Annotated in this window: 14 protein-coding genes and 4 pseudogenes; 4 read left to right on the top strand and 14 right to left on the bottom strand. The window is 32.0% G+C overall.

Going from position 1 to position 26,385, the window contains the following annotated elements; genetic code table 11:
• Positions 1-84: 84 nt before the first annotated feature.
• From CQA44_RS06385 to CQA44_RS06315, 9 genes and pseudogenes are all read right to left on the bottom strand, one after another.
• Positions 85-1,707 carry a site-specific DNA-methyltransferase gene (locus CQA44_RS06385; RefSeq protein ID WP_258864921.1) on the bottom strand — a complete coding sequence of 541 codons (1,623 nt, stop codon included), beginning with the start codon at positions 1,705-1,707 and terminating at the stop codon, positions 85-87.
• Positions 1,698-1,808, bottom strand: a pseudogene (locus CQA44_RS06380) (hypothetical protein); the annotation flags it as partial. The pseudogene CQA44_RS06380 and the gene CQA44_RS06385, both read right to left, overlap by 10 nt.
• Positions 1,809-1,826: 18 nt before the next feature.
• The gene (locus CQA44_RS06375; protein WP_115546446.1) at positions 1,827-2,864 is read right to left on the bottom strand and encodes a HaeII family restriction endonuclease; all 1,038 of its coding nucleotides are present in this window, start codon (positions 2,862-2,864) and stop codon (positions 1,827-1,829) included.
• Positions 2,858-3,859 (bottom strand): DNA cytosine methyltransferase, encoded by a 1,002-nt coding sequence (locus tag CQA44_RS06370; protein WP_115546445.1) that lies wholly within the window; start codon positions 3,857-3,859, stop codon positions 2,858-2,860. The genes CQA44_RS06375 and CQA44_RS06370 overlap by 7 nt, the downstream gene beginning before the upstream one ends.
• Positions 3,860-3,890: 31 nt before the next feature.
• Positions 3,891-4,922 (bottom strand): annotated as a pseudogene (gene guaA, locus CQA44_RS13425) (glutamine-hydrolyzing GMP synthase); the annotation flags it as partial.
• A gap of 339 nt (positions 4,923-5,261) precedes the next feature.
• Positions 5,262-5,546: pseudogene (locus CQA44_RS13495) on the bottom strand (GNAT family N-acetyltransferase); the annotation flags it as partial.
• A 156-nt stretch (positions 5,547-5,702) separates the two neighbouring features.
• A pseudogene (locus CQA44_RS13180) lies at positions 5,703-11,660 on the bottom strand (GNAT family N-acetyltransferase); the annotation flags it as partial.
• 307 nt (positions 11,661-11,967) lie between these two features.
• Positions 11,968-13,725: an excinuclease ABC subunit UvrC gene (gene uvrC / locus CQA44_RS06320; RefSeq protein ID WP_115546444.1), complete on the bottom strand. Its 1,758-nt coding sequence runs from the start codon at positions 13,723-13,725 to the stop codon at positions 11,968-11,970.
• Positions 13,703-14,197, bottom strand: coding sequence for a hypothetical protein (locus tag CQA44_RS06315; RefSeq protein ID WP_115546443.1), 495 nt, complete (start codon positions 14,195-14,197; stop codon positions 13,703-13,705). The genes uvrC and CQA44_RS06315 overlap by 23 nt, the downstream gene beginning before the upstream one ends.
• A 92-nt stretch (positions 14,198-14,289) precedes the next feature.
• Between CQA44_RS06315 and CQA44_RS06310 the strand changes: the two genes are divergently transcribed.
• On the top strand, positions 14,290-15,732 hold the full coding sequence (locus tag CQA44_RS06310; protein WP_115546442.1) for an L-aspartate oxidase: 1,443 nt from the start codon (positions 14,290-14,292) through the stop codon (positions 15,730-15,732).
• Here CQA44_RS06310 and CQA44_RS06305 read toward each other — a convergent pair.
• A complete protein-coding gene (locus CQA44_RS06305; RefSeq protein WP_115546441.1) occupies positions 15,722-17,053 on the bottom strand; it encodes an MFS transporter in 1,332 nt (443 codons plus the stop codon). The genes CQA44_RS06310 and CQA44_RS06305 overlap by 11 nt on opposite strands.
• A gap of 89 nt (positions 17,054-17,142) precedes the next feature.
• On the opposite strand from CQA44_RS06305, the gene CQA44_RS06300 reads away from it, so the two are divergent.
• The 3 genes from CQA44_RS06300 to uvrA are packed head-to-tail and all read left to right on the top strand — an operon-like array spanning position 17,143 to position 21,494.
• Complete coding sequence (locus CQA44_RS06300; protein ID WP_181881807.1) at positions 17,143-17,763, top strand: non-canonical purine NTP pyrophosphatase; 621 nt, start codon at positions 17,143-17,145, stop codon at positions 17,761-17,763.
• Entirely contained in the window at positions 17,764-18,648 is an 885-nt protein-coding gene (locus CQA44_RS06295) for an RluA family pseudouridine synthase (protein ID WP_115546439.1), read from the top strand.
• A 32-nt stretch (positions 18,649-18,680) separates the two neighbouring features.
• Positions 18,681-21,494 (top strand): excinuclease ABC subunit UvrA, encoded by a 2,814-nt coding sequence (gene uvrA, locus CQA44_RS06290; RefSeq protein ID WP_115546438.1) that lies wholly within the window; start codon positions 18,681-18,683, stop codon positions 21,492-21,494.
• Positions 21,495-21,498: 4 nt separating this feature from the next.
• Here uvrA and CQA44_RS06285 read toward each other — a convergent pair whose 3' ends face one another.
• The 4 genes from CQA44_RS06285 to CQA44_RS06270 all read right to left on the bottom strand — a co-directional run bounded on the left by CQA44_RS06285 (position 21,499) and on the right by CQA44_RS06270 (position 26,379).
• Positions 21,499-22,752: a glutamate-5-semialdehyde dehydrogenase gene (locus tag CQA44_RS06285; protein ID WP_115546437.1), complete on the bottom strand. Its 1,254-nt coding sequence runs from the start codon at positions 22,750-22,752 to the stop codon at positions 21,499-21,501.
• A 73-nt stretch (positions 22,753-22,825) separates the two neighbouring features.
• Positions 22,826-24,013 carry a hypothetical protein gene (locus tag CQA44_RS06280; protein WP_115546436.1) on the bottom strand — a complete coding sequence of 396 codons (1,188 nt, stop codon included), beginning with the start codon at positions 24,011-24,013 and terminating at the stop codon, positions 22,826-22,828.
• Positions 24,014-24,175: 162 nt separating this feature from the next.
• The gene (locus CQA44_RS06275) at positions 24,176-24,883 is read right to left on the bottom strand and encodes a polyphenol oxidase family protein (protein WP_115546435.1); all 708 of its coding nucleotides are present in this window, start codon (positions 24,881-24,883) and stop codon (positions 24,176-24,178) included.
• Entirely contained in the window at positions 24,880-26,379 is a 1,500-nt protein-coding gene (locus tag CQA44_RS06270; RefSeq protein WP_115546434.1) for an outer membrane family protein, read from the bottom strand. Before CQA44_RS06270 ends, CQA44_RS06275 begins: the two co-directional genes overlap by 4 nt.
• Between the last annotated feature and the right edge of the window lie 6 nt (positions 26,380-26,385).

Genomic DNA, 26,385 nt, shown 5'->3' with positions numbered 1-26,385 from the left:
TGGAAAGGCATTGAGGAAGTTTCAGGCTTGTAGTTTTCAAACTTATTGCGTAATGCTTGAACTAAGCGATTTTTGATATTGATTTTAAGATTTTGCATTTTTATCCTTCAAGTGAAATATGCTTTCACTGTATCTATTTTTATCTTTCTCACTGCGGTTGAGCACAGGTCTATCATACCGATGGACAATCTGCATATCTGCCAACTCTGCAATCTTTGGGTAGAGATTAAATCTATCATTAGCCACTAAAAAGATATTATAATCTGGCTTCAAAAATTGTTTAGCATTTTGCAAAACTTTAGCAATATTATAAACATATTGTTCTTGTGCATTTTTGCTTTGCCCCTCACTTAATTTACCAATTTCTAAATTATCTTTACGAGGTAAATCAAAAATATCATAAGCATAAGCGTGTTGTTCGTGATAATCAATCAGTCCTACATAAGGGGGAGAGCTAAAGATTCCAGCAATTTTTTGCGATTGAATAAGGCTTGCAAACTCTTTATCTTGTTTCTGCACTTGAGTAATAATATCTACATTTGTAGAATCTGCATTTAAGCAAAGCTGTTTGGTTTGACTGCGTATTTTTTCAAACTCTTTTAGTCTCTTCAAAGTATCTTTTGTGTAGCTTTTCCACCATTTTGTAATGCTAAAAAGAGGCTTGCAGATTCTGCCGTGTTTGGAGCAATAATAAGTTGTAGTGATAGGTTCTAAAAGCGTGGCTAAATCTGAATGTGTTGTAGCACGACAACTTCTTGCTGTGCGACTTAGGATAATGCGTAAAATATCCTGTAAATCTTTAGGTGATTTTAAAATTTCATTTTTAAGAAAAAGAATCTCTTGTTTTATAGAATCTATATACCATTTTTCAAAAAACCCTCCCTGTATATTTGTGCCAATATCAATAGCATATTTCTTAACAAGTCCATTGTAAATCTTTAAAAATTCTTGTGCTTTTATCTCTCCATATTTTTTTTCATCAATCTGTTTCAAAGCAACTTGACGCTTAAAGGTTTTATTAGGAAAGTAAAGTTGATTAAATTCACTCAAAGCATTATTTAAAGCAATCTCAAAAGGAATGGTTTGAAGTTTCTTTGTAAAATTTTCTAAACAAGCACTTAGTCTTAAAAGCTCCATCTCAAGGGCTTTGAAATCATAATTAGCAATTTTAGCATTACTCAACATTGTATTAAAACAAGAGATTTCAATCCCAACAGCATTCATACCTAGTTCATTTGCCACACATAAGGTCGTGCCACTTCCACAAAAGGGGTCTAAAATAATATCTCCTTGTTTAAAACAAGCCTGATTCTTAATAGTATCTGTATGAGAGTCTAAAAAATATTCTACAAGTTGAGGGATAAACTTGCCTTTATAAGGGTGGATTCTATGAATATGCTTTGTTGTTTCTGCCTCTTTATATTGCGCAAAAGAAAGGGGTGATTGCAGATGTTCTTGTGATTTAATGGTGTTATCATAATAGGCTTTTAGCTCATTTTTATCAATCAAATTTTCTTGTAAATCTGTGCTGTGATTTGCAATTTTCCCATAATTTAACAGATAAATAATGTTATTGCTCGTTACCTTTTTACCTAAATATTGACTTGCCCAAATACTAGCCTGTTTTGGTGTAAGTAATGGTAAAGATTGTTTCTTTGTGGAATCAATTAAAGTTTGTGTCATTTCAACTTCTCCCTCTACTCCCATTCAAAGCTGCCCAAAGGTTTGCTAGTAATGTCATAGACTACACGGTTAATGCCTTTTACTTCATTTATAATGCGGTTTGAAACAGATTCTAAAAAGCTATGGGTAAAAATAATCGCATTTTAAAATTTATCTTTAATATTCTCATAATGCCTCTTTTTAATAATTTCTGGTAATTCTTTTACAGAGGGAAATTCCTCTGTAATTTCTAAACAAAGTGTTTCAAGCAATTTATCACCAAGTAAGTGAGCATATTTTCCACGCATTGCTTTTTCATACCAAGCAATCAAATGAGATTCTGTAATAATGCTTTGAATCTTATTCTTCCAGCCAATTTGTGTGAGCAAAGATAAAATAATGGATTTTTCAGCTTCCTTACATACAATAATAATTCTATCGCTCTGAATATGAGATACTATACTTTCTGCCAATTCACTATCAAGACTTAAATGCTTAATTTGTATTGCAACTCCCCAATTCGCATACATATCAAGCCCTCTATCTGCTGCATTAGTTACACCAACCCTATAAATACGTGCTTTTTGTGTAGCAAAAAGACTATTTAAATCTAAGCACATTACAGATTTTGTAAAATCTTCAAATTCTTCTAAAATATTAAGTTTATCTTGATTAACTGAAAGAGTGATATTTAATTCTAAAGTTTGTGCCAATGTATCAAAAAGTGCGTGCGTAATAATTTCATAGATTTTATCTAAACTACGCTTTAATCCAGCCTCATACCAAAACAAATTAATAAAATGTGAAATCTCAAAACTTGCTTTATTTGTATTCAAACAATAATTAAGCGCATTGTTAAGTTGTATATATTTGCCTATAAATTTATTATAGATATAACTCTCAACTGCTCCATTATGCTCTCTATTAAATTTTCCTAGTTCTGTTATGAGTTTGGGAGGAATTGCATTGAATAAATCATCTTGGAATTTTGCCGAACTTGTAGAGATTCTGCCAAGTAGTTCGATGCAAACTTCATCTCTCCAAGATTTACTTTTAGTCCTATATGTTTCAAGGCTATCTAAATCTATATCACCAAAGATTCTATCACGATAAAGGATCTCTGCGATTTGAATCGGTTTATAAAAGTGGATTCTTGATTTTGTAATGACTTTATCCAAAGCTTCTTTTGCAATTTTTAACATCCTTTTTCCTTGAAACTGTTTTGTATTTGCATCTCGCATAATGCTTTTAACATTTCTCTTGCTACTGCTTCAATGAGTGGCACAGGTACACTATTGCCTACTTGATGTTTGCATTGTGTGTAAGAGCCTATGATTTTATAGTCTTCTGGAAATCCTTGTAAGCGTAACATCTCTTTTTCTGTTAATCTCCTCTCATTATTGACTAAAAGATAGTTTGCTGAAGCTCCAGCTCTTAGGGCGCAAGAGTAGTGATGAGGCGTGATTGAACCACCTACATTTTCGTGCGTAATATAAGGCTTGGCAATATTTTTTTTCATTCGTTTCTGTCTCGATTGCTTGATAGAATCTTTCACATAATACTTTTTATCTACATTAGATTCTAAAATATCTTTAAGTGTTTTTTTGTCGTGAATTGGAAGCGGAAAATCAAAATTTACCTTCTCCTTAAAGCCGCAGATAATAATTCTCTCACGTTTTTGTGGAAGTCCAAAATCAAGAGCATTTAATACCTTGCTATAAACAAAATATCCTAAAGATTGCAGATGTAAAATAATTACCTTAAAGGTATGTCCTTGATTATGTGCTGTGAGATTGCGTACATTTTCTAGCATAAAAGCTTTGGGGTTTTTATCTTTTAAAATGCGTTCAATCTCAAAGAATAATGTCCCTTGTGTCTCGTGCTTGAATCCCTCTTTATCTCCTATAATACTAAAGGGCTGACAAGGAAAACCTGCTAAGAGTATGTCAAAACTTGGGATTTCGCTAGAAAGAATTTTAGTAATATCCCCTTTTGGATATTCACCAAAATTTGCAAAATAAGTTCTAGCCGCTTCCTTATCCCATTCTGATGAGAAGACACAAACTCCACCTGCTTTCTCAAATCCCAATCGAATCCCTCCAATCCCAGCAAATAAGTCTATAAAGGTAATTTTTTGTATCAATATTTGTTTTTTTCTTTGCTCTAAAATAGTATTAGAAAATAAATCTATAGTCATTTTTTTTAATCCAACCTCATAACTTCTCCCTCTACTCCCATTCAATTGTGCCGGGGGGTTTGCTCGTGATGTCATAGACTACACGGTTAATGCCTTTTACTTCATTTATAATGCGGTTTGAAACATATTCTAAAAAGCTATGGGGTAAATGAGAAAAACTCGCTGTCATTCCATCGATTGCCTCCACCGCTCGCACGCAAATCGTATTATCATAAGTGCGATTATCGCCCATTACGCCCACACTTTTGACATTTAGCAGCACGCAAAATGCCTGCCATACTTGATGATAAAGCCCCGATTTATGCAGCTCCTCAATGAGTATAGAATCTGCCTCACGCAATAAATCTAAATCCTCTCTATTCACCTCGCCCATTATCCTAATGGCAAGTCCGGGTCCGGGGAATGGGTGACGCATTAGCATCAATTCTGGCATTCCTAATTCTCGCCCAAGCTCTCTTACTTCATCTTTAAAAAGCTCTCTTAAAGGCTCAATAAGCTCAAATTTCATCCACTCTGGCAGTCCTCCGACATTATGATGAGATTTTATCGTTTGACTAGGTCCCTTCACGCTCACAGATTCTATCACATCAGGATAGAGCGTGCCTTGTGCTAGAAACTTAATCTCACCATTTTGATTATGCTTTTTTGCCTCCTTTTCAAAGACTTCAATAAAAGTCTCACCAATGATTTTACGCTTAATTTCAGGGTCTATCACTCCCTTAAGCCTACTTAAAAAAAGCTCACTTGCATTAACGGTAATTAAAGGCACTTTGAGATTCTCTTTAAACATCTTTTCAACCGCCTCTCTCTCGCCCTTGCGTAAAAGTCCCGTATCCACAAACACAGGGATAAGATTCTCACCAATGGCACGATAGAGCAAGGTCGCAACGACACTAGAATCAACCCCACCACTCACCGCACAAAGCACTTTATTGGCTTGTCTTTTTAGCGTATTTTGCAGAGTTTGAGGCTCATTTCCTCGATGAACCTTGTGTTCTATCTCGTTATTTGCCTCTGCACAGCCACAAAATCCATCTAAAAATACTTCACCATCTATAGATTCTGCACTTACACAATCATTGCTAGAATCTTTCAATCCCTCTTCGCCTCTTGTTTGAAAAGCCACGCTTTCTTTAGTAAAACTCCCAAAATCCCTTAAAGATACTTTTGCCTCAATGGTAGATTCTGCTTGTTCTTTTTGCAAAGATTTCTCACTAAAAATCTGCCCTTTGTCTATACTAAGATTTACATTATCACAACTCCCAAAATCCCCTACTTTGCCATTTTTTTGCGGGTAAATCCCTAGCGATTGTTGCAATGCCTCACGCTTTATACTTAAGGGAATAAGTTTGGGTGAAAATGCACTTGCGACTCTAGCTTGAATGGGCTTTGCTTGTGTTTTCTTAAAACCTAAATGCTGGTAGAATCCTAAGGCACTCTCAAGACTACTAACAATCACTTCATCATAATCACTTAAATATTGATAATATGCCTCTCTTATCAAAGCCTTACCATATCCACTTCCAAAATATTGAGGTGCAACAAAAAGCATTGTGATTTCATTAGCCTCTAGGGAAATAAAGCCTATCCATTTATCCTTTTTGTCATCTTTTTTATGAGCTATGAGTAGAATTTTTGATTCTAAAATAGATTCTTCTATCTCTTTTTTCATACCCTCAATTTCTTCTTCGCTTAAATCTTTATGAGTAGCTCTTGCCCCATCTTCGTATATTTGCAAAAGTTTCTTTAGGATTTGTTTCTCTCCTATCTCTAAACAAGCTTGTTTAAATGAGACAAAATTACAATGTGGAAATAAAGAGCTTGGCGGTGATAAAAAGCTTGCTGAATGCCTAAAGCAAGAAATAAGATGGTCATTTACCATTCCAATGGCTTGCATAAACGCATAAACAATCGTAGTGCCGACAAAATTAAAGCCTCTATCTTGTAAATCTTTAGCTATCTTATCTGATAAAGGCGTAGAAGTGGGTAAATCTGAAATGTTCTCAAAATGATTAATCACTTGCTTACCCTCTACAAAGCCCCAAATATAGCTATCAAAGCTCCCAAATTCTTTTTGGATTCTCAAAAATGCCCTCGCATTAGCAATAGCAGATTCTATCTTTGACTTATTGCGGATAATGCCCTCATTTTGCAATAGCTCATTTATCTTTGTGTCATCATAATTAGCAATAATTTCTGGATTAAAATCATCAAATGCCGCCCTAAAAGCCTCACGCTTTTTAAGGATAGTTATCCAGCTAAGCCCCGCTTGAAAGCCCCCTAAAATAAGAAATTCAAAAAGCTTCCTATCATTATGTAGCGGCACGCCCCATTCATTATCGTGATAGTTTTCATAAAGCTTACGCGCCTTTTCATCTTTATCACTTGCCCAAGCACATCGCTTTATAGGGAGGGGAGTTGTGTTAGAGATTGATTGATTTTGTGAAGAGAAAAGTAAATTTGCCTTTTTGTATTCCTCAAGCTCAAGGCAATACACTAGCTCTTCTTTATGCTTTTGTGCTGCATTCACACCAATAAGACGCATTCCAAGCCTTTGGGCTAGAGTGATAGAATCTTGATGTCCCTTTGTGATGAGCGCATAGAGTTTCCTTGCTCTCACAACCTCAAAGGCATACTCTACACAAGCCCTTGCGGCTTCTATGCCATAGCCCTTGTGCCAATGCGATTTCTTTAGCACATATCCTAGCTCTAGCACTTTATGATGGGCTTTGTCTAATGCGTAGCTATGAGAGTTATGAGAATCACTAGAATCATAGGAGCTATGAGAACTCTCTTGATAGGGAGCTTTTCTTACTTCTGATTTATCTAAATTAGAATTATTAGAACTCTCTTGATGAAAAGCTTTATTTGGTGCGTAGCTATGGGGACTATCAATATTATGAGAGTTATGGGAACTATCAACATTATGAGAACTATGGGAGCTATTAGAATCATATAAGTTATGAGAGCTATGAGAATCACTAGAATTAGAGTAGCTCTCTTGCTTAGATTCTAAAATGATTTCTTCATAATCTAGCCCTACATTACCGATAATCTCGCCACTTTGCCTATCTATAATCGCCCAGATTCCAAAGCCATATTGTTGATAATTTAGCAATTGCTTAGTAAGCCACTCTTGGCTCTCTTTTTCTCTAAAGCCCTGCCCCCAAGCGTGCATTACCTCTTTATCACTTAGTATTTTATGCAGGCTCTTAAAATCAGCTTGCGTGTATTCTCGTAAAATAAGACGCTCTGTCTCAATCACCCTTTTAAAGTCTTCAAATTTTTCTAAAAAAACTGCTTTGATTGGAAAGCCCTCTATAAATTCTTTCTTAAAACACACAAATCCTAGCTTCTCATACAATGCAATGTTTTTAAGGCTTTTTTCACTTGTAAAAAGCTCATATCGCTTTGAGGAGAGCTTGGCACAAAGTGTGCGGATAAGCGCGCTTGCAATGCCTTTTCTGCGATAGGCTGACTTAACAAAAAGTTTGCGAATATAGGTTGTCTCACCTTTGGTAACTCCACGCACAGAGCCGATAATCTCGCCATTTTCAAGCGTGCATTTAAGAAATGTGTGTGTGTTAAACTCTTGTTCTATGCTCTGCAAATCCTGTGTCATTGGCTCAATATCCATTTTACCAATCAATCTCGCTTCATCAGCATAGGCAATAGATTGTAGAGCAAGGATTGCCTCTAAATCCTGCTTTTGCGCTAGGGCAATAGTGTAGTTTAAGCCATTGTTTTGGGAGATATAATCTTGATTGTGTGCTATTTTTGCCTCTGTTTCTCTTTCTATCTCTGCTACTTCTGCCCCTATTATTTTTGATTCTATTTTTGATATTCCTAATCCTATCCCTACTTCTGCTACTTCTGCTATCCCTCTTGCTACCTCCGTTTTTGCTTCTACTGCTCCTACTTCTGTTCCTCTTTCTTTTACTTTTTCTCCTCCTATCCCTCTTGCTACCTCTGCTGCTTCTGTTTCTGTTATCCCTGCTACTCCCACAATAGAACGTAATTTTGCAATCTCATTTTCTGCGAAATTTTGCATATTCCAATCTGTGCTACTCCCGCAAATCCCTACTGCGAAATTGCGTAAAATCTCCCCGCCACACTCGCTATGCACGACTTCAGGGTGGAATTGCAGGGCATAAATCTTGCGTTTAGAATCTGCAATCGCACAATAATGCGTATTGCCACTTCTAGCTAGCTCTCTAAAGCCCTGCGGAATGCTCTCTACCTTATCAGCGTGGCTCATCCACACAATAGAATCTTGCTTGATATTGCTAAAGAGTTCATCTTGTTGTAGCACATTATGAGGCACACAATCGCTTGCTTGCACGCAAAAGGCATAATAAGTTTTCCCCTCATTATCTGTTTTCTCATCTACTTTTTGCATACCTAATCTTTGAGCGACTTTTTGAGAGGCAAAGTTATCCTCCCTACACACGCAATACACTTCTTTTGCACGCAAATGTTGGAAGGCATATTCTTTTAGCCCTAAGCCAATTTCTGTCGCATAGCCCTTGTGCCAATAGTCTGTGTGTAGCATATAGCTAATTTCTAGCAATTCCTTTTGGTGTAGTCCTGCTTGTCCGATAAATGCCCCGCTATGCTTTTCAATCAACGCACACCAGCCCATTTTAGAAGAGAGATAGCTTTCTTGCTCCCTCTTTAGCCATTTTTTGACAAATTTATAATCTATCTTCTCAACCCACGCCCACATCACATCTTTATCTTGCAAAAGCTTCGCTAACTCGGGTATATCAGATTCTAACAATGGGCGTAAAATCAAACGCTCTGTCTCTAAAAATACAGAGTTTAGCAAAGAATTTGAATCTAAATCTTTGGTTTGTTTATCTTTAATCTCTTGTGAAGATTCACACAACGCTTGCTTTGTTTGCAGAGGTTTTATCACATAAGTTTCTAAAGAATGTGGAAGAAAGGAGTGATTTTTCGCACAAAATTCAAAATAATTGTAGTTGTTTTCATCGACAAATTCGCCCACCTTGCTCATTCCAATACGTTTAGCAACACTATGAGAGGCAAGATTATCTTCTCTACATACGCAATACACTTCTTTTGCGCGCAAATGCCTAAAGACATATTGCTTACAATGCTGGGCAATCTCAATGGCATAGCCTTTGTGCCAATGGGATTTTTTTAGCACATAGCTAATCTCAAGATATTTTGTTGCACTAAGCCCTGCAATACCGATAAGCTCCCTGCTTTGCTTATCAATTATCCCCCATAGCCCAAAGCCAAAATGTGCGTAGTTTTCTTGTTGCGCACTAATCCACGCTCTAAGGTCATTGTCATTAAGGCTCTCGCCCCACGCACTCATCACTTCTTTATCCTGTAAAATCTCCTTTAAGGAAAGAAAATCAGAATCTTCAATTGGGCGTAGAAGCGTTCGCGTGGTTTCTAGCTCAAAGGCAATGGGTAATTCATTCTTAATTTTATATACAAGCCTATTGCTCTCTCTGCCGCGATATTTCCAAAGGGTTTCACCTATCAAAGTCGCACCTAATTTTTGAGCAAGAGCGATAGAAGCGGTATTATTTTCTTTAATCAAGCAATACAATTCTTTTGCACCCAAAACCTCAAAGGCATAGTGTTTGCACCCCTGTGAGACCTCGATTCCATAGCCCTTGTGCCAATGGGATTTTTTAATGATATAAGTCATTCCCAAGACTTTTTGCTTATCAAAGTTTTGAATGCTTAATCCTGCCTGTCCTATCATCTCGCCACTACATTTCTCCACCACAGCCCATAGTCCAAAGCCAAACTTTGCATACTTTTCTTGCTGGATTTTAAGCCAATCTTTGACATCAGAATCGCTAAAATCATATTCCCACGCGCTCATTACTTCGTGATTAAGCAGCATTTCATTCAAACTTGCTAAATCAGATTCACGCATTTCACGCACAATTAGACGCTTTGTGTAAAAAAGAGGAGGAGTGAAATTTAAGCCAAAATATCTAATAAGCTTTAAGCTGCTTGCGGCAAAATGCACAAGCGCAAAGTCCCTTCCTGCGTTATCCTTTGAGCTTCTTGAGCGAATTTCAAAGCCTAGTAAATGATAGAATTTTATTGCGTCTGCATTTTCTTCATTACAATCAAGTAGCACCTCTTCAAAATCGCCCAAATAAAGCTCTATTGCTTTTTTTATGAGTGCTCTACCAATGCCTTTTTTTAATGCGCTAGGGCGGATAAAAAGCATTTCTATTTTATTGCCCAAAAGTCCGATAAATCCAACCATATCGCGATGATCACTAGCTGTAATGATGGTGAGTTGAGGTAGAGAAGCCTCGACTTCATCAGCAATTTCAATAATATGCTCTTCGCGTAAAAAATGATGTGTAGCACGTACAGAATCCCCCCAAATCTTTAATAGCTGGGATTTTAACTCTGTGCTAAGGGGGTGATTATTTGGAGAAAAATGCTGAAATTCAAGAGAAATAGGAGCATTTTTATTAACTGCTTTAGAATACGCATAGGTCATACACTGCCATTCACTTGCGCGTAAAATATAGATAAAATGAGAAATGCTCTTGTCTTTTATAGGCTTATCCATTTTGCCTATAATGCTCATCTCTAGCCTTTTAGCGACATTTTGTGCTGCAATATTATCAGTAGGAATTAACGCACAAAGCACGGGGATTCCAAGTGTGTTAAAAGCATATTCTATACACATTTTAGCTGCTTGTGTCGCATAACCCTTATGCCAATGCTCACTCTTAAAAAGATAAAATATGCTTACTAAATGCCCCTGCGTGCTTGGCTGGAAAGACTGCGAATGAAGAAAATCTTGCGGGCTAAGGCTACTATAAATACTTCGCGCAATATTAGTAGGAATCTCTTGAATGCTTAAACCCACTTGTCCTATTATTTCATTGCTGTGAAGAGCGGCATAGATACCAAAGCCACTCTCCTCATAGGATTGCATCTGCGTATCTAGCCAATCAAGGACATTAAAGCCACTTGGGTTACAATAAGATTCCCATATTGCTTTTAAGTCATTATCTTTAAATATGGCTTCAAGTGTAAGCTCATCAGTAGGGACGAAAGGACGCAAAGCAATATTTTCACCCTGCAAGAGGAAAGATTGAGGCTGTTTGGGTTTATGTGTGAATGTGTAGGATTCATTAAAGGAGTGATGAATCCCTTGTGATGTGTAAGATTCATTAAGGGGTTGGTGAGACCCGCTTGTGGTTGTGCCATCTGCTTGTTGCAATAAAGATTTCTCTTGAAATGGTGGCTTAGAATATGACAAAGATTTTAATGTGCTTTTTGAAAAATGTGTCATAGATTGCTTTGTTCTCACTATGCCTTGTGTGCTGAAAGCCTCTGGTGTGCTGAAAGCCCCCTGCGTGTGTGCTTGTTGTAGCATATTTGATGTAGTCTGTGATATAAAGGGAGCATTAATGGAGGATTGTGAATAATTAGGCAGCTGTGAAGAATTAAGAATATGCAACACTGCTTTGCCAAACTCTTGAGCCTCTGCCCTTATAACCCTGCCTCCAAAATATTGTGCGATAACCTGCATACCATAGCAGATTCCAAGTATGGGGATTCCAAGTGTAAAAATCCTAGAATCTGGCTTATAAGCGTCCTTTTCATACACACTTGCAGGACCACCGCCTAAGATAATACCTTTAGGATTTTTTGCCCTAATAGAATCTATATCTTCAAAATAAGGAACTATCTCCGTATAAATACCATATTCACGTAGCCTACGAGCAATGAGTTGCGTGTATTGAGAACCAAAGTCAAGCACCAAAATTTGCATTTGATTCATAAAAATTCCTTTTAAAGTTATTTTAAAAACATAAAACCCCTAAAAAGTAGATTCTTAAAATGTAGAATATAACTCATTATTGATTTTAAGCTAATGGCTATTAACAGGCGTAATGTAGATAAAGAGCCTGATAAAATATAAAAATACATCATTATACAAATTATCCAAAAAACGCAAACAGATTAGCTAAATAAGAAATTTTGATTATATCTTAGAGAATTTATGTTTCATCTTAATATTTAAAAAATCACTAAAGCAAACTATAAAAAATAATACTTAGATTCTCTTTGTATCTATAAAAATATAATTATTTAATATTTTTTAGAGCTTCTTTAATAATTTCTTTTGGAGTAGATGATATTACCTCAAAAGAGCCAAAGTAATTTAATAGCTTTTTAAGCTGTGCTTGTGAATATGGGGAGTTTTTTATACTACCTAGCTTTTTCTTTCTATGAAATGTTATGGCAAATCTATGTGCTTCATCTCTAAGCTTTTGTAAAAATAATAATCGATTATCATTTTTTTCTAATCTTATTTCTAAATCTTTTGTTCTTAGAATGTCTCTTGCACCTCCTTTAGAACGATAGGCTCTGTGATTAATCTTTTCTTTTGAAATTGCTACTATATCTATATTTACGCAACTAGAATCTATAATGTCTTTTGCAATATTTATCTGTGCTTTTCCTCCATCAATAAGCCATAAATCAGGTGGAGAATCTATATCAAATCTATTTGCCCTGCGACTTAATAGCTCTTGCATTTGTGAATACTCATCTCTACCTTCTAATAAATATTTTTTATAAGAATCCTTTATAAACTCACCATCACTAAAAACCACCTTAACCCCAACACAATCACTTCCTTGATGATGACTTGTATCAAAAATTTCAATCCTATTTGGTAAATTTTCAAGTCTCAACAAACTCTTAAGCAAAAATAATAAATTATTATCGTCTGAATTGTTGTTTTCTAATATATTCTTAGCATTATTAATAGCTAATGTTATTAATCTCTTTTTATCACCACTTTTTGGACACTCTATCTTAATTTTTTTATTAAAATGTATTAAAAAAAATTCTTGAAGATTCCTTGTATTTTCTAATGTAATTGGAAGTAAAATAGAATCTAAATTCAAAGGATTATTATGTTTATAATGATTTATTAGGGCTTGTGTATAGAGATAATCTAATTCTATATCATTTTCATTGTGATTAATAAAATAATAATCACTAAAAGTAACCTTACCATCTCTCATAAAAATTTTTACTAGCACACTTCTATGAGTGCTAACTATTGCAAAAATATCAAAATTATATAATTTTGCTAAATCAATCGTGCTTATGTTTGTAATTTGTTTTAATTTTTGAATTCTACTTTTAAGCTTATTTGCCTCTTCAAATCTAAGTGAATTTGCTAAAAAAAGCATTTTATCATTTAATATTTTTAGCAATTTACTTGGATTTGATAAAAAATTTAGCGCATCTTGGAGTATTAATTCATAATCTTTTTTTGTTATTTTACCCTCACAGGGTGCTAAACATCGCTTAATTTGATAAAACAAGCAGGCTTTTTTTTGAGACAAGCAGCTATTTCTTTGAACTAATGGCACTAGCTCATAAATACTATCTACAAACTCCTTTATGCCGCTAGAATATGGTCCAAAATAGATTAGATTTTTATCATTTATAATTTTTCTTACAACTTCAAGTCTAGGAAAATCCTTACTTTTATCTACAACAATATATGGATATGTTTTATCATCTCTTAATAAAATATTATATTTTGGTTTTAGCTGCTTTATCAAAGAATTTTCTAATATTAAGGCATCTTGCTCACTATCTGTTATTATTATTTTTATATCAAAGATTTGTTTTATCATTAATTTTATTCTAGGGCTTACATTTAAATTGGGTAATACTAAATTATTATTAATACTAAAATAACTTCTAACTCTCTTGTTTAAATCTTTAGCTTTACCTATATAAAGTATCTTATAATCTTTATCAAAATACTGATATACGCCACTTTTATGCGGTATATGCCTAATTATGTCTGCTAGTTTCATTATTATTTTTTATTATTAACCTTATATCCTCAAATTGTTGTTTAAATACATTATTACAATCAATATAAAATTCTCCATTAGATCTCTCCTCATAAGTCTCTATAACAATTACATCATCTTTTGGTATCTCTTTTCTTACGATAGAAAAACGATTTAAAATATCTTTTGGCACATAAGCTTTGATTTGCTTAATATTCTTAATCTCATCTAATGCAATATTATTTTGCTCTTCTTTTAACATATCCAATAAAATTAAAATATCTTTAGCCTTAAAATTATTAAACTCACTTGCACTTGCAGGGTGATTCATAGCAATAAGCAAAATATCTTTTTTAATCACAGGGAAAAGTATAGATTTTCTTAAATTATGTGGTAAAGTTAAAATTAGTTTGTTTATAATATTAAGAGAATTTAGACGTTTAAAATTATTTTTTTTAGCAAGATTGGAGATAATAGTTTGAATATTTTTCATTTTGTAATTATAGCATATCTACTTTTATTTGTAACAGGTTGTGGTTATAAAGCAGACCCATTCTATAAAGCAAGTTATAATTTGGAGATAAGATGAAATATGATGTAATAATCATAGGTGCTGGTGTAGCAGGACTATATTGTGCAAAACACTTACCACAGAATCTAAAGGTTTTAATATTATGCAAAGAACAGCCTTGGGAATGCAACACATTCTATGCGCAAGGCGGTATAACAATAGCTAATGGAAAAGATGATATAAAACTACATATAAAAGATACAATTAATGCAGGAAGCAATACAAATAATATAAATGCCGTTAGAATATTAAGCGAAAATAGTATTGAGATTCTAAATGAATTACTACAAGATAATTTTAACATCGACAAAGATAAAGATAATAAGATTCTATTGGCTAAGGAAGGGGGGCATAGTATATCAAGGATAATACATAGCAATGGCGATGGAACAGGACGAATGCTACACACACATTTAATAAAAAATCTAAAACATACACTATGGAAAAACGCCAATGTTATTGATTTATTAATAGAAGATGACAAAGTATATGGTGTATGTGTATCTACAAAAAATAAACTAATAAATATATATGCAAATAATGTAATAATTGCTAGTGGTGGTGTTGGTGGGCTATTTAAATATCATACAAATGCCTACACAATTAGCAGTGATATACACGGAATTATACTAGAGCATAATTTATCATTAAATGATATGGAAATGCTTCAATTTCACCCCACAGTTTTTATTAATACAACAAACGCAAGAAAGCAACTAATAAGTGAGGCTGTTAGAGGAGATGGAGGTATTGTAGTAGATAATGATAATAATAGATTCTTATTTGATTATGATAAAAGAGGTGAACTCGCACCAAGAGATATAGTATCAAGGGCTATTTTTGATTATTGTAATAAATATAGCCAAAAAGCCTATATAAACTTAAGTGCATTTAGTAAAAAAGCTTTTCAAAATCGATTTCCAAATATTTACAGGCAATTAACATCATATGGATTAGATATACCAAAAGATAAAATTCCAATCTTTCCTGCATTCCATTACTCTATGGGTGGTATTACTTGTGATTTAGATACTAGAGTATTAGGAATGAAGAATCTATATGCAATAGGAGAATGTGCAAATAATGGACTACACGGAGCAAATAGACTTGCATCAAACTCTCTTTTAGAAGGACTTGTTTTTGGTAAGATTGCTGCTAAAAGCATAGTTTCATCTAATATCTCAACAAATCAAAGACATTTTCCTATAAATAATGAAGTTTTACAAAAAGAGGGGGATTTGAAATTAAAAAATGTATTAAGAGATATTATGTGGAATAAAGTAGGGATAGCAAGAACAAAAAGTGGATTAAATTCTGCACTTAGCGGAGTAGAAGTAATGTTACTTGGCAATATTGGCAGATTATTAAGACTAAGACTACTTGTTGCAAAAAAGATAATAACCTCTGCCCTAAACCAAAAAAATAGTATAGGAGCTCATTATTTAATTAAAGAATAAAATCTTTAATTATTAGCCTTCTTAGCTCATTAACATCTATTTTGGTATTATCAAATTTTATTACGAGCATATTATTATTAATATAGCTCTCAATTACACCAAAAATATTATTAATCTCTTTTATTTCTTTAATATTAGAATCTAATTTGATATATATATTTTCATACAATCTAGGATTTTGTAAAAATAGTAATAATATAAACCAAATTAACATAAAAATAAATATAACTATTGCAATATATATAAAATCAATTTTATTGAATATAAATCCCCCAATAATCCCTCCAAAGAATGAACCAAAATACCCAAATGTAGTAAAAATACCAAGAGATAAGCTCTTATCTTGCATTTTAGGATATTTTGAAGCTAGATTTTGAAGTATTGGCTCATGCATACAAAATGCACAAAAAAATAAAACAACGCCAATAGTATATAAAATAAGCATTTTATCTAAATCACCAAGTCCCATCGATAAATATGCTATTGCAAAAATTACTATGGCTACCAAAAGAACTTCTTTTGGGTGCTTGTATTTCTCTGAAATTATCATACTAGGCAAAATTGCAATAATCCCAAACAATGCAGATATGCTAAAAACTTTCCAAATATCTTTCTCATTCATACCTAAATGATGAACTAAAGTTATAGGAATGATTGTAAAAGCAAAAGTCATAAGAAATTTTTGAATCATAACGCTAATATTTAAAATAGTTAAATTTTTATTTGAAAAAATTACTAAATATCTTTTTTTATCATTTAATACTTCATATTTTAAATGAGGAGCTTTAGGAACTATCGTGTATAATGGAATGATTGCTAAAAGTGACAAAATTGCAGTTAGTAAAAATAATTTATCTACACCAAATATAACCCCAAAGCTAGGACCAATAACCATTGCTAAAATAAAACTAACAAAAATGCTAATCCCCATAAAAGCCATAGCCTTACCGCGATTTTCTTCACTAATTAAATCTGTAATTTTAGCACTAACAACACTTCCGATAGCCCCTGCTCCTTGAATTATTCTTCCTAGTATTATTGTTTCTATATTATTTGCAAATGCACATATAAATGAGCCAATTGCAAAAATTATTAATCCAAAAGCTATTATATTTCTTTTTGAATATCTATCACCAAGTATCCCAAATGGAACTTGAAATATTATTTGGCTAATTGCATAAGAGCTAATAGCAAAACCAATTACCATAGTATTATTAGCACCAAGACTCTTTGCATATAAAGCTAGAGTTGGCATAACAACAAATAACCCAAAGAATCTAAATCCTGCAATCAAGCTAAGAGAACCTACTACCTTAAACATAAAAATACCTTTGAAATTTGATTAATTTAATGAATTATTTTGCAATTAATTTGCATAATTCTACAAAAATTAATATTAAAGAGAATAACTTGAATATCATTTTATTTAGTAACAATAAGCATAAAGCCTCTGAAATAGGTCAAATATTTAGTAATTACAAAATAGAGCTTTATACACAATACCTACCACCTTTTGATGTAGATGAGAGTGGAGAGACATTTAGGCAAAATGCTTTTTTAAAACTAGCAGCATTAAAGAATATGATTGAAAACAATAAACAAACAAAGCAATCAAATATCTTAAATAACAGTATTCTTATGGCAGAAGATAGTGGGATTTGTGTTGAAGAGTTAGACAACAAGCCCGGAATACATTCTGCAAGATTTGCAAATATCAATTCTAAAAATGCAAATGATAAAGAAAATATAAAATTTTTAATTAAAGAGTTAAATGATAGGGGCTTTAAAAACTCTAATGCTTATTTTATCTCTTGTGTGGCTTGTTATACAAAAGGTAGATATTTGCATACCTATGGCTTTTTAAATGGAGTAGTAATAGATAAAGAATATGGAAATAACGGATTTGGATATGACCCTATTTTTATACCAAATGGTTTTGAATGCACTCTAGCCTGCCTAGATAATAATACTAAAAATAAAATATCACATAGATTTAAAGCTCTAGATTTAATGAAAATACTTTTACAATAAATGCCTTTTATCAAACAAACTTTCTATATAAAAGAAAAAATTAAAGCCATATCATTTTTACAACAACATTTTAATATTAATTTAAAAATTGCTCAAAAAATAATCGATAAAGGCAGAATAGAAAACAATGGAAAAATCTTCTTAAATAAAGCTGGTTTTCTAATAGGAGAAGTTAAAATAAGCTATTTTAAGCCAATAAAATTAAATATCAAACCAATTTTTGAGACTAAAAACTTTGCTATTTTTGATAAACCACCCAAGCTTCTAGTCCATCCTAAAGGAAGATTTAAACATATTAGTTTGCTAGATTCTATTAGATTTTATTTAGGAGAAAATGCAAATCCAATAAATAGGCTTGATAGCGAGACTAGTGGGATATTACTTGTATCAAAAGATAAAAAAAGTGAAGTAGAACTAAAAAGAATGTTTGAAAGTAGAAAAGTTAAAAAAACATATCTAGCATATGTTTATGGTAAGATTAAAGATTCTGTGCTAAATTATAATATTTTAGAACAAAATAGAAAAAGTGATTTAGGTATTAAATCTACAATTGATAATAAAGGCAAAATTGCAACAACAATAATAAAGCTAATTAATTATGATTCTTCAAATGATATAAGCCTAATCCAAGCAATACCAATCACAGGAAGAACACATCAAATAAGGCTTCATCTATCACATATTGGTCATAGGATAGTAGGTGAGAGCTTATATGGGGTAGATGATAAATTAGCTAGGAATTTTTTAGATGGTAAAATTGATGATGAATGTAGAAAAAAAATATTTGGAGCAGAGAGATTAATGCTACACTCATATATTTTAGAATTTCAGTACAATGAAAATAGATTTTTTATTACTTCTAAAATGAGTTTTGATAGGCTATAATTGCCAATTTATTTTAAATTTTAGAGGGTATTATGCAAAAAAAAACAAGTTCCATAGATTATGTAAAAATCACTGGAGCAAGAGAGAATAATCTAAAAAATATAAACTTAGATATTCCAAAAAATAAATTAGTAGTTTTTACAGGATTAAGTGGTAGTGGGAAAAGCACCCTAGCATTTGATACTTTGTATGCAGAAGGGCAAAGAAGGTATTTAGAATCTCTCTCAAGTTATGCTAGACAATTTTTAGATAAAGTTGGAAAGCCAGAGGTAGATAAAATAGAGGGTTTAACTCCTGCAATTGCAATAGACCAAAAGACTACTAGTAAAAATCCTCGCTCAACTGTTGGAACTATCACGGAAATTTATGACTACCTAAGATTGCTTTATGCTAGGGTTGGTAAGCAACATTGCCATAAATGTGGCAAAATAATATCACATATGAGTAGCAGTGATATTATTAATCAAGTTTTATCTCTTGAAAATGATACAAAAATAACTATTTTAGCCCCAATTTTTAAAGAAAGAAAAGGAACTTTTAGTGAGGTATTTGAAAATCTTCGTCAAAAGGGATATATAAGGGTTATGATAGATGGTGTTTTAAGTAGGCTTGATGAAAATATTGAACTTAGTAAAAATAAAAAGCATACTATTAAAATAGTCTTAGATAGGGTTAGTATAAATGATGAAAACAAACCAAGAATTGCCTCTGCGATAGAAAAAGGCTTGGGGGAGTCGTATGGCGAAATAGAAATTTTAAATAATGAAACAAAAGAATTAATACATTATAGTGAGCATTTTGCTTGTTTTGATTGTAAAGTTAGCTTTGATATGCTAGAGCCACTTAGTTTTTCATTTAATTCACCAAAGGGTGCTTGTCATAGCTGTAATGGACTTGGAGTAAATTATAGAATTGATATAAAAAAGGTAATAAACTCATCTTTACCACTAAATAAAGGTGGTATAAAAATAATTTTTGGTTTTAATAAGAGTTATTATAGTGAGTTATTTCGCGCATTTGCAAAAAGTGAAAAAATAGATATCAATGATACTTTTGAAAGCCTAAGTGAGCAAAAACAAAAATTGATTTTATATGGAAGTCAAAAAGAATTCAAAATGGAGTGGAAAAATAGCCAAATAAATAGAATCTGGGATGGAATCTTAAAAATTGCATATGATATGTTTAAAGACCAAAAAGATGATTTAAGTAGCTATATGAGTGAAAAAAAATGTGATGTTTGCAATGGATATAGACTAAAACTAGAATCTTTAAGTGTAAAGGTTGCAAATAAAGGCATAGGTGAAATTATAGATATGCCAATTGAAGATGCTTATAAATTATTTAATGATAAAAATAACTTTAGCTATTTAAGCAAAGAACAACAATTTATAGCATCAAGTATATTAAAAGAAATACAGGATAGACTATACTTCTTATATGATGTTGGACTTGGATATTTAAGCCTAGGTAGAGATAGCAGAACAATTAGTGGAGGAGAAAATCAAAGAATTAGGATAGCCTCACAAATTGGCTCTGGATTAACAGGCGTAATGTATGTGCTTGATGAACCTAGTATAGGACTTCATGAGAGAGATACCCTAAGATTAATTAATACATTAAGGAATCTCCAGCAAAAAGGCAATACTCTAATAGTAGTTGAACACGATAAGGAGACTATAAAACAAGCTGATTATATAGTAGATATAGGTCCGGGAGCAGGAAATAATGGGGGAGAAGTAATTTTTAGTGGAGAGGTTGAAAAACTAAAAAAATCAAACACTCTAACTGCTAAATATATTTTTGGCAAAAAAGATATAAAATATTTTTACAGAAGAAAGCAAGAAAAATGGCTTGAAATAAATAATATAAACATCAATAATGTTAAAAATCTAAACATCAAGATTCCATTACTTAATTTTGTATGTATTACAGGTGTAAGTGGCAGCGGTAAAAGCTCTATTGTACTTCAAACTCTATTACCTATTGCACAAGAAATATTAAATCATTCTAAAAAAATCAATAAAGTAGATGGCGTTGAAATAAATGGCTTAAATGAATTAGATAAAGTAATTTATTTAGACCAAAGCCCAATAGGAAGGACTCCTAGAAGTAATCCTGCCACTTACACAGGGGTAATGGACGATATTAGAATGCTATTCTCACAAACTAAAGAGGCAAAAGTTAGAGGATATAATATTGGTAGGTTTAGCTTTAATGTCAAAGGCGGTAGATGTGAAAAATGTCAAGGTGAGGGTGAAGTAAAAATAGAAATGCATTTTTTACCAGACATTAATGTTAAATGTGATGTTTGTAATGGTAAAAAATATAATGACCAAACATTAGAGATTTTATATAATGGTAAAAATATTTCAGATGTGCTTAATTTAAGCGTAAGCGAAGCATTAGAGTTTTTTAGCAAGATTCCAAAAATAACACAAAAACTAAAAACAATAAAAGATATTGGCTTAGGATATATTACATTAGGGCAAAATGCCCTAAGTCTAAGTGGTGGGGAGGCTCAAAGAATAAAAATAGCAAAAGAGCTATGTAAAAAAGACACAGGAAAAACTCTATATATATTAGATGAGCCTACAACAGGGCTTCATTTTGATGATATTGATAAGTTAGTTCAAGTGCTTCATCATCTAACTAGTCTTGGAAATTCTATGATTATTATTGAACATAATTTAGATGTTATAAAAAATGCAGATTATATTATAGATATTGGACCAGAGGGTGGGATAAATGGAGGTAAAATTGTAGCTTATGGAACCCCAGAAGAGCTAATCAAAAAAGATTCTTACACAGCAAAATTCTTAGCTAATGAGCTAAAAAAAATTAATTAGCTTATTACTCCCTTATATCACCATTTCCATAAATTTTATATTTATAACTAACTAAACTATCAATTCCCATTGGACCTCTTGAATGAAGCTTTGAAGTAGAAATACCTATCTCTGCACCAAAGCCAAACTCTCCTCCATCACTAAACCTAGTGCTTGCATTAACATATACACAGGCAGAATCCACTTCATCTAAAAATCTACTCATAACCTCATAATCCTGTGTAATAATAGAATCTGAATGGCTAGAGCCATATTTATTAATATGATAAATTGCGTCATTAAGGCTATCTACAATCTTTAAATTTAGAGTATTATCTCCATACTCATTATAAAAATCACTTTCTTTTGCAAGTTCTAAATTAAATTTTTTTACTAAATTACTAAGTTTTATATCTTTATTTTCTACAAAAGCTAGAATCTTTACATTATTCTCACTTAAAGTTTCAATTAAATCCTCTAAAATCTTACATTCTCTATGAATTAAAATACACTCTATGCTATTGCAAACAGAGGGCTTTTGTATCTTTGCATTTAATGCAATTTTAAGAGCCATATCTTTATTACAATCTTTATGCAGGTATAAGTGGCAAACACCCTTATCGTGCTTTATTACAGGAATGGTGCTATTTTGTGTTACAAATCTTATTAATCCCTCTCCTCCTCTTGGAATAACTAAGTCAATATATTTGTCTTCCTTTAGCAATGCTTCTGTATCCTCTCTACTATCTATAAAAGTAATTGCTGATTTTGGTAAATCAAACTTATCTAATACACAATGTAATGCTTCCAATATAGCTTTATTTGAATGCAATGCTTCTTTTCCGCCTTTAAGTATGCAGACATTTCCACTTTTAAAACACAAAGCAGCACTATCACTTGTAACATTTGCTCTTGCCTCATAAATCATTGCAATAACACCAATAGGAGTGCTAACTTTTTGTATTTTTAACCCCCTGTAATTCTCCCAACCCTCTATTACTCTTCCTATGGGGCTTTTTAATTGAGATATTTCACATATAGCTTTCGATATTAATTTTATTTTAGTATCATCTAATCTTAATCTATCCATCATAGAAGAAGAGAGATTTGCATTGTTAATATCTAGCTCATTTGCATTTAAAATTAACTCTTTTTTATTGTTGATCTCTTCTGCCATAGCTCTTAAAACTTCATTTCTAAAATTATCACTTAATTTTGCAATAATTGCTTTTGCCTCATTTGCTTTATATAGCATTTCTATTAATGTATCTTTGCTCATTATATTTGCCTTGATAAATTTTAGATTAGTATTTTTAGTGTTAAAAGGCTATATTTTAGCCTTTTAAGTAAAATTAGAAGTTAAATCTAGCTTGCATTAACGCATACATTCCACCAGCATTGGTATAACTAACATTTTTATTACTAAGTGCATTTTTATAAGTTAATCCTGCATATCCTACTTGAGGGATAAGAGTAAAGTTTTTACTCACACTATATGGTAATTGCAAAAATGCAGCATAAGAGTGTAAATTATATCTTTTGCTTTGAAATACAGTGGTAGTTAGTTGATAACCAGCACCAATTATTGTTTTAAAATTCTCTGTAATAGAGTAGCCAAATTCAAATAATCCAGCATATCTACTCACATCATTTGCAATAAAATTAGGAACATCATCAGGAATACTTGTTGTCATAGTTAATGTCCCTATTCTTCCACTAAATCCTCCGGGTATTGGTGTTTTCATCTCACCCATTAAATCAGCATTTAAGCCATAAGTTAGCAATGTAGAAATATATGCCGCACCAAAGCTAGGCTTTACCCCTGCAGTTACTAAGAATGCATCTTTTGATTTATTTTGATATGTTTCTCCGTGTGTATAAGTAGCTGCTACTTTAGCCAATAAACTTTCAGACTTATAATCATAAGATAAGCTTACTCTAGGAATAGATTTTCTAACAATAGGAACTTTTAGTTCAGTAGTATTTTGTTTTGTAAGCTCACTCTCACTTACTGCAAATGATAATCCTATAGGTAAAGAATACTGCACTTGGAATCTTCTAGTAGATGTAGTAGTTCCACCAAAGCCATTCATACCGCTATCTCCATCAAATATATCACTTGAGAAATTCATAGTAGTTAATGTCTCAATTTTACCTATTATTAATTTACCAGCACTTCCAAAGTCATATCCACCATATAATTGACGAAATCCCGGAGTGCCACTTGTAGAATTTTGAAAAGTTTTTTCATTTAAAGCTATTAGAGCTCCACCAATAAAACCATTATACTTAAAATTCATACCAACTCTTGAGTTACCCTGTATTCCAAATAATATATCACTACCTGTAATTTCTCTAGAGGAGGTAGAAACTCCATTATTTTTTTCTGCCCGAGAGTTAAATGAATGCCCATATCCAAGCACATTTCTTAAAGTCCCATATACTTCTACTGAATTATTTCCATCTTTATATACTTCTATCGCAGATAAAGAGCTCATCATTGCACTAGCCGCTACCGCACTAATTAAAATCTTTTTCATTGTTCTTATACCTCCTTTAAGCAAATAAAAATTTTAAGAACAAGTCAATTAAAGCATAAAAAATACAATTTATCAATAAAAGATTAAGAGTTTATAAAGAATTTATGAAATATTGTTAATAAATTATTAACAAATTTTTTAAGAAGTTTAAAAATATAAATATCATTTTAAACTTGCAATAAGACAAAATCTCCCACAAAATCTATCTCTCCTATATGAAAAAAAGCTATCATCGCAACAAGTGCATTTTGGGTAAATTTCAAAATTAGTTATTCCATTTAATCTAAATTCATCTTCTATAAAATCAATCATATTTAAATAATATCTATTATTCCTAAATGATAAATATTTATTATATTTTTGCTTATATATTTGTAATAACTCTCCATTAATCTCATAACAACAACTTCTAATACTAGCACCAACAAAAGCAATAATTTCACTTTCTAAAAAATTATTTTTCTGCTTTAAGTATAGGAATGCTTTAGAAATAATATTTTGCTCTAGCCCTGCTCTACCTGCATGAAGTAAAATAAACTTATGCTTTGTATATAATAATATGGGGTTGCAGTCAGCTACAAAAACCATTGCATAAAGATTTGGTTGAGAGCAAAATATAGCATCACCCTCACCTAATAAAATAGGAGAATTTGTATTAAGAGAAATAATTTTATTACTATGTATTTGCTTTAGATAATGAATTTTGTCAGTTTTTAAGAAAGTATTTAAACAAAGGAAATTTTTAGAAAAACTTATATCATTTATATTAAGATTTAATATCCCATTTTTATTATCAAATCTATCTGTAAGGTAAAAATTTATAGGTTTATCTTTAAATAGTATAGAATCTTTACTGCTATAAGCTATCATATCCTAAATTCAATATAACCTTTTGCATAGCTCTTATTCAATCTATTTTCTAGCATAAATACACCAACCCCTCCTAAATATAAGCCCTCTATTATTCTATATCTTGCACCAAGTGAGTATTGGTGTTGATTTATTCTATTTTCTATCAAAGGTTTTGAGTTATTATTAGAATTTCTACCAAGAAACATCATAGAAAAATTTCCTATCCTAAACCCTAAGAATCCATAAATACTCCTAGTATCTGAAAAAAACATATTGGTAGAATTACCACCATTATCAATTCCACCCGGAGACATAATTCCATATCCCTGTGTATTATAAGTATCAAATCGTGAAATATTACCTATATTTGCAAGCTCAAAATATGACCCAAAAATTTGAACATACCCAAGCCCAAAACTAACAGATTTATCATCAATCTTATATCTTAGCATTTCTTCTAACCATAGAATCTGGCTTTTTTTGCTCTCATTTTCTCTAAAATTTCTTTTATTGTTAAGATAAACATAATGCAATATTGCAATATTCCTCCAAGTCTTATTGTTAAACTCAATATCTATACCTAACTTACCGCCTGCTGCCCAAAAATTATTATTCATATAATAATAATATGGAAGCACATCTACACCAAATACACTAAGACCTAATCCACCTGCAATAAGCCACTCATCATTATAAACTTTTTTGAAAACATTAAAGTCGGTAACATACTCTCTATTTACATAGGCTTGCTCATCAAGCCAATCAAGCCAAACTTTTACCCAACCATAATTTGCATTTAACTGAACACCCTGTGCGTAATTTCTAATCCAATCGCGTCTTTCTTGAAACCTACCTATTGTAATATCAAAAAATTCATTATAGTAACTATCGGTAGCTACATATTTTACATTTGCACGATATGTTGTAAAGGCAGAATGTGAAAGATTGGAATCTCTAAGGATATTGCTATGATTATTTCCAGATATAGGTAGCATTCCATATAATCCAATATCAACAAATACTATCTTTTTAAAATCATAAACTAGCCCAACAGAACCGCTAAAAACTCCATAACTATTAAAAACACTATGATTTAAAACATTTGTTTTACCAAAAAATCCAATGTGACCATAAACATTTTCTAGTAATGAAGGGACATCATTATCCTCACTACTAGAAGTGTTATATGAGGTGGAATTAGAGGTTAAATCTAACTTTTTTACAGAATCCTGTGTAGAATCTACGCTATTAATATTACCTACATTAGAATTAGCTAACATAATTTTTTTATATATGCTAACTAGAGGTTTATTGTCATATTCTTCATCATCAACTTTGCTTTGCCTAAATTCTTTTGATTTATCTTCGCTTAAGATTCCCTCATCTATAAATCTCATTAATTCGCTGTCTTTTAGTTTTTCTTCTAATGGTGTGCTAGATTCTATGTGTATATTATTAGCTTCTTCATCTGCATTTAAAACTAGTAATATTACAAAAATAACTAGATACCTCATCACTAT

Source organism: Helicobacter sp. MIT 14-3879 (genome assembly GCF_003364125.1).
This window is presented reverse-complemented; position numbering and strand designations above follow the sequence as displayed.

What these genes read in the sequence shown, in the direction of transcription:
- CQA44_RS06385 (WP_258864921.1), bottom strand. Translation starts at nt 1,707, where the DNA reads ATGGGAGTAGAGGGAGAAGTTGAAATGACACAAACTTTAATTGATTCC.
- CQA44_RS06280 (WP_115546436.1), bottom strand. Translation starts at nt 24,013, where the DNA reads ATGAAAAAGATTTTAATTAGTGCGGTAGCGGCTAGTGCAATGATGAGC.
- CQA44_RS06375 (WP_115546446.1), bottom strand. Translation starts at nt 2,864, where the DNA reads ATGTTAAAAATTGCAAAAGAAGCTTTGGATAAAGTCATTACAAAATCA.
- CQA44_RS06310 (WP_115546442.1), top strand. Translation starts at nt 14,290, where the DNA reads ATGAAATATGATGTAATAATCATAGGTGCTGGTGTAGCAGGACTATAT.
- CQA44_RS06370 (WP_115546445.1), bottom strand. Translation starts at nt 3,859, where the DNA reads ATGACTATAGATTTATTTTCTAATACTATTTTAGAGCAAAGAAAAAAA.
- CQA44_RS06285 (WP_115546437.1), bottom strand. Translation starts at nt 22,752, where the DNA reads ATGAGCAAAGATACATTAATAGAAATGCTATATAAAGCAAATGAGGCA.
- CQA44_RS06315 (WP_115546443.1), bottom strand. Translation starts at nt 14,197, where the DNA reads ATGAAAAATATTCAAACTATTATCTCCAATCTTGCTAAAAAAAATAAT.
- CQA44_RS06295 (WP_115546439.1), top strand. Translation starts at nt 17,764, where the DNA reads ATGCCTTTTATCAAACAAACTTTCTATATAAAAGAAAAAATTAAAGCC.
- CQA44_RS06270 (WP_115546434.1), bottom strand. Translation starts at nt 26,379, where the DNA reads ATGAGGTATCTAGTTATTTTTGTAATATTACTAGTTTTAAATGCAGAT.
- CQA44_RS06305 (WP_115546441.1), bottom strand. Translation starts at nt 17,053, where the DNA reads ATGTTTAAGGTAGTAGGTTCTCTTAGCTTGATTGCAGGATTTAGATTC.
- uvrA (WP_115546438.1), top strand. Translation starts at nt 18,681, where the DNA reads ATGCAAAAAAAAACAAGTTCCATAGATTATGTAAAAATCACTGGAGCA.
- CQA44_RS06275 (WP_115546435.1), bottom strand. Translation starts at nt 24,883, where the DNA reads ATGATAGCTTATAGCAGTAAAGATTCTATACTATTTAAAGATAAACCT.
- uvrC (WP_115546444.1), bottom strand. Translation starts at nt 13,725, where the DNA reads ATGAAACTAGCAGACATAATTAGGCATATACCGCATAAAAGTGGCGTA.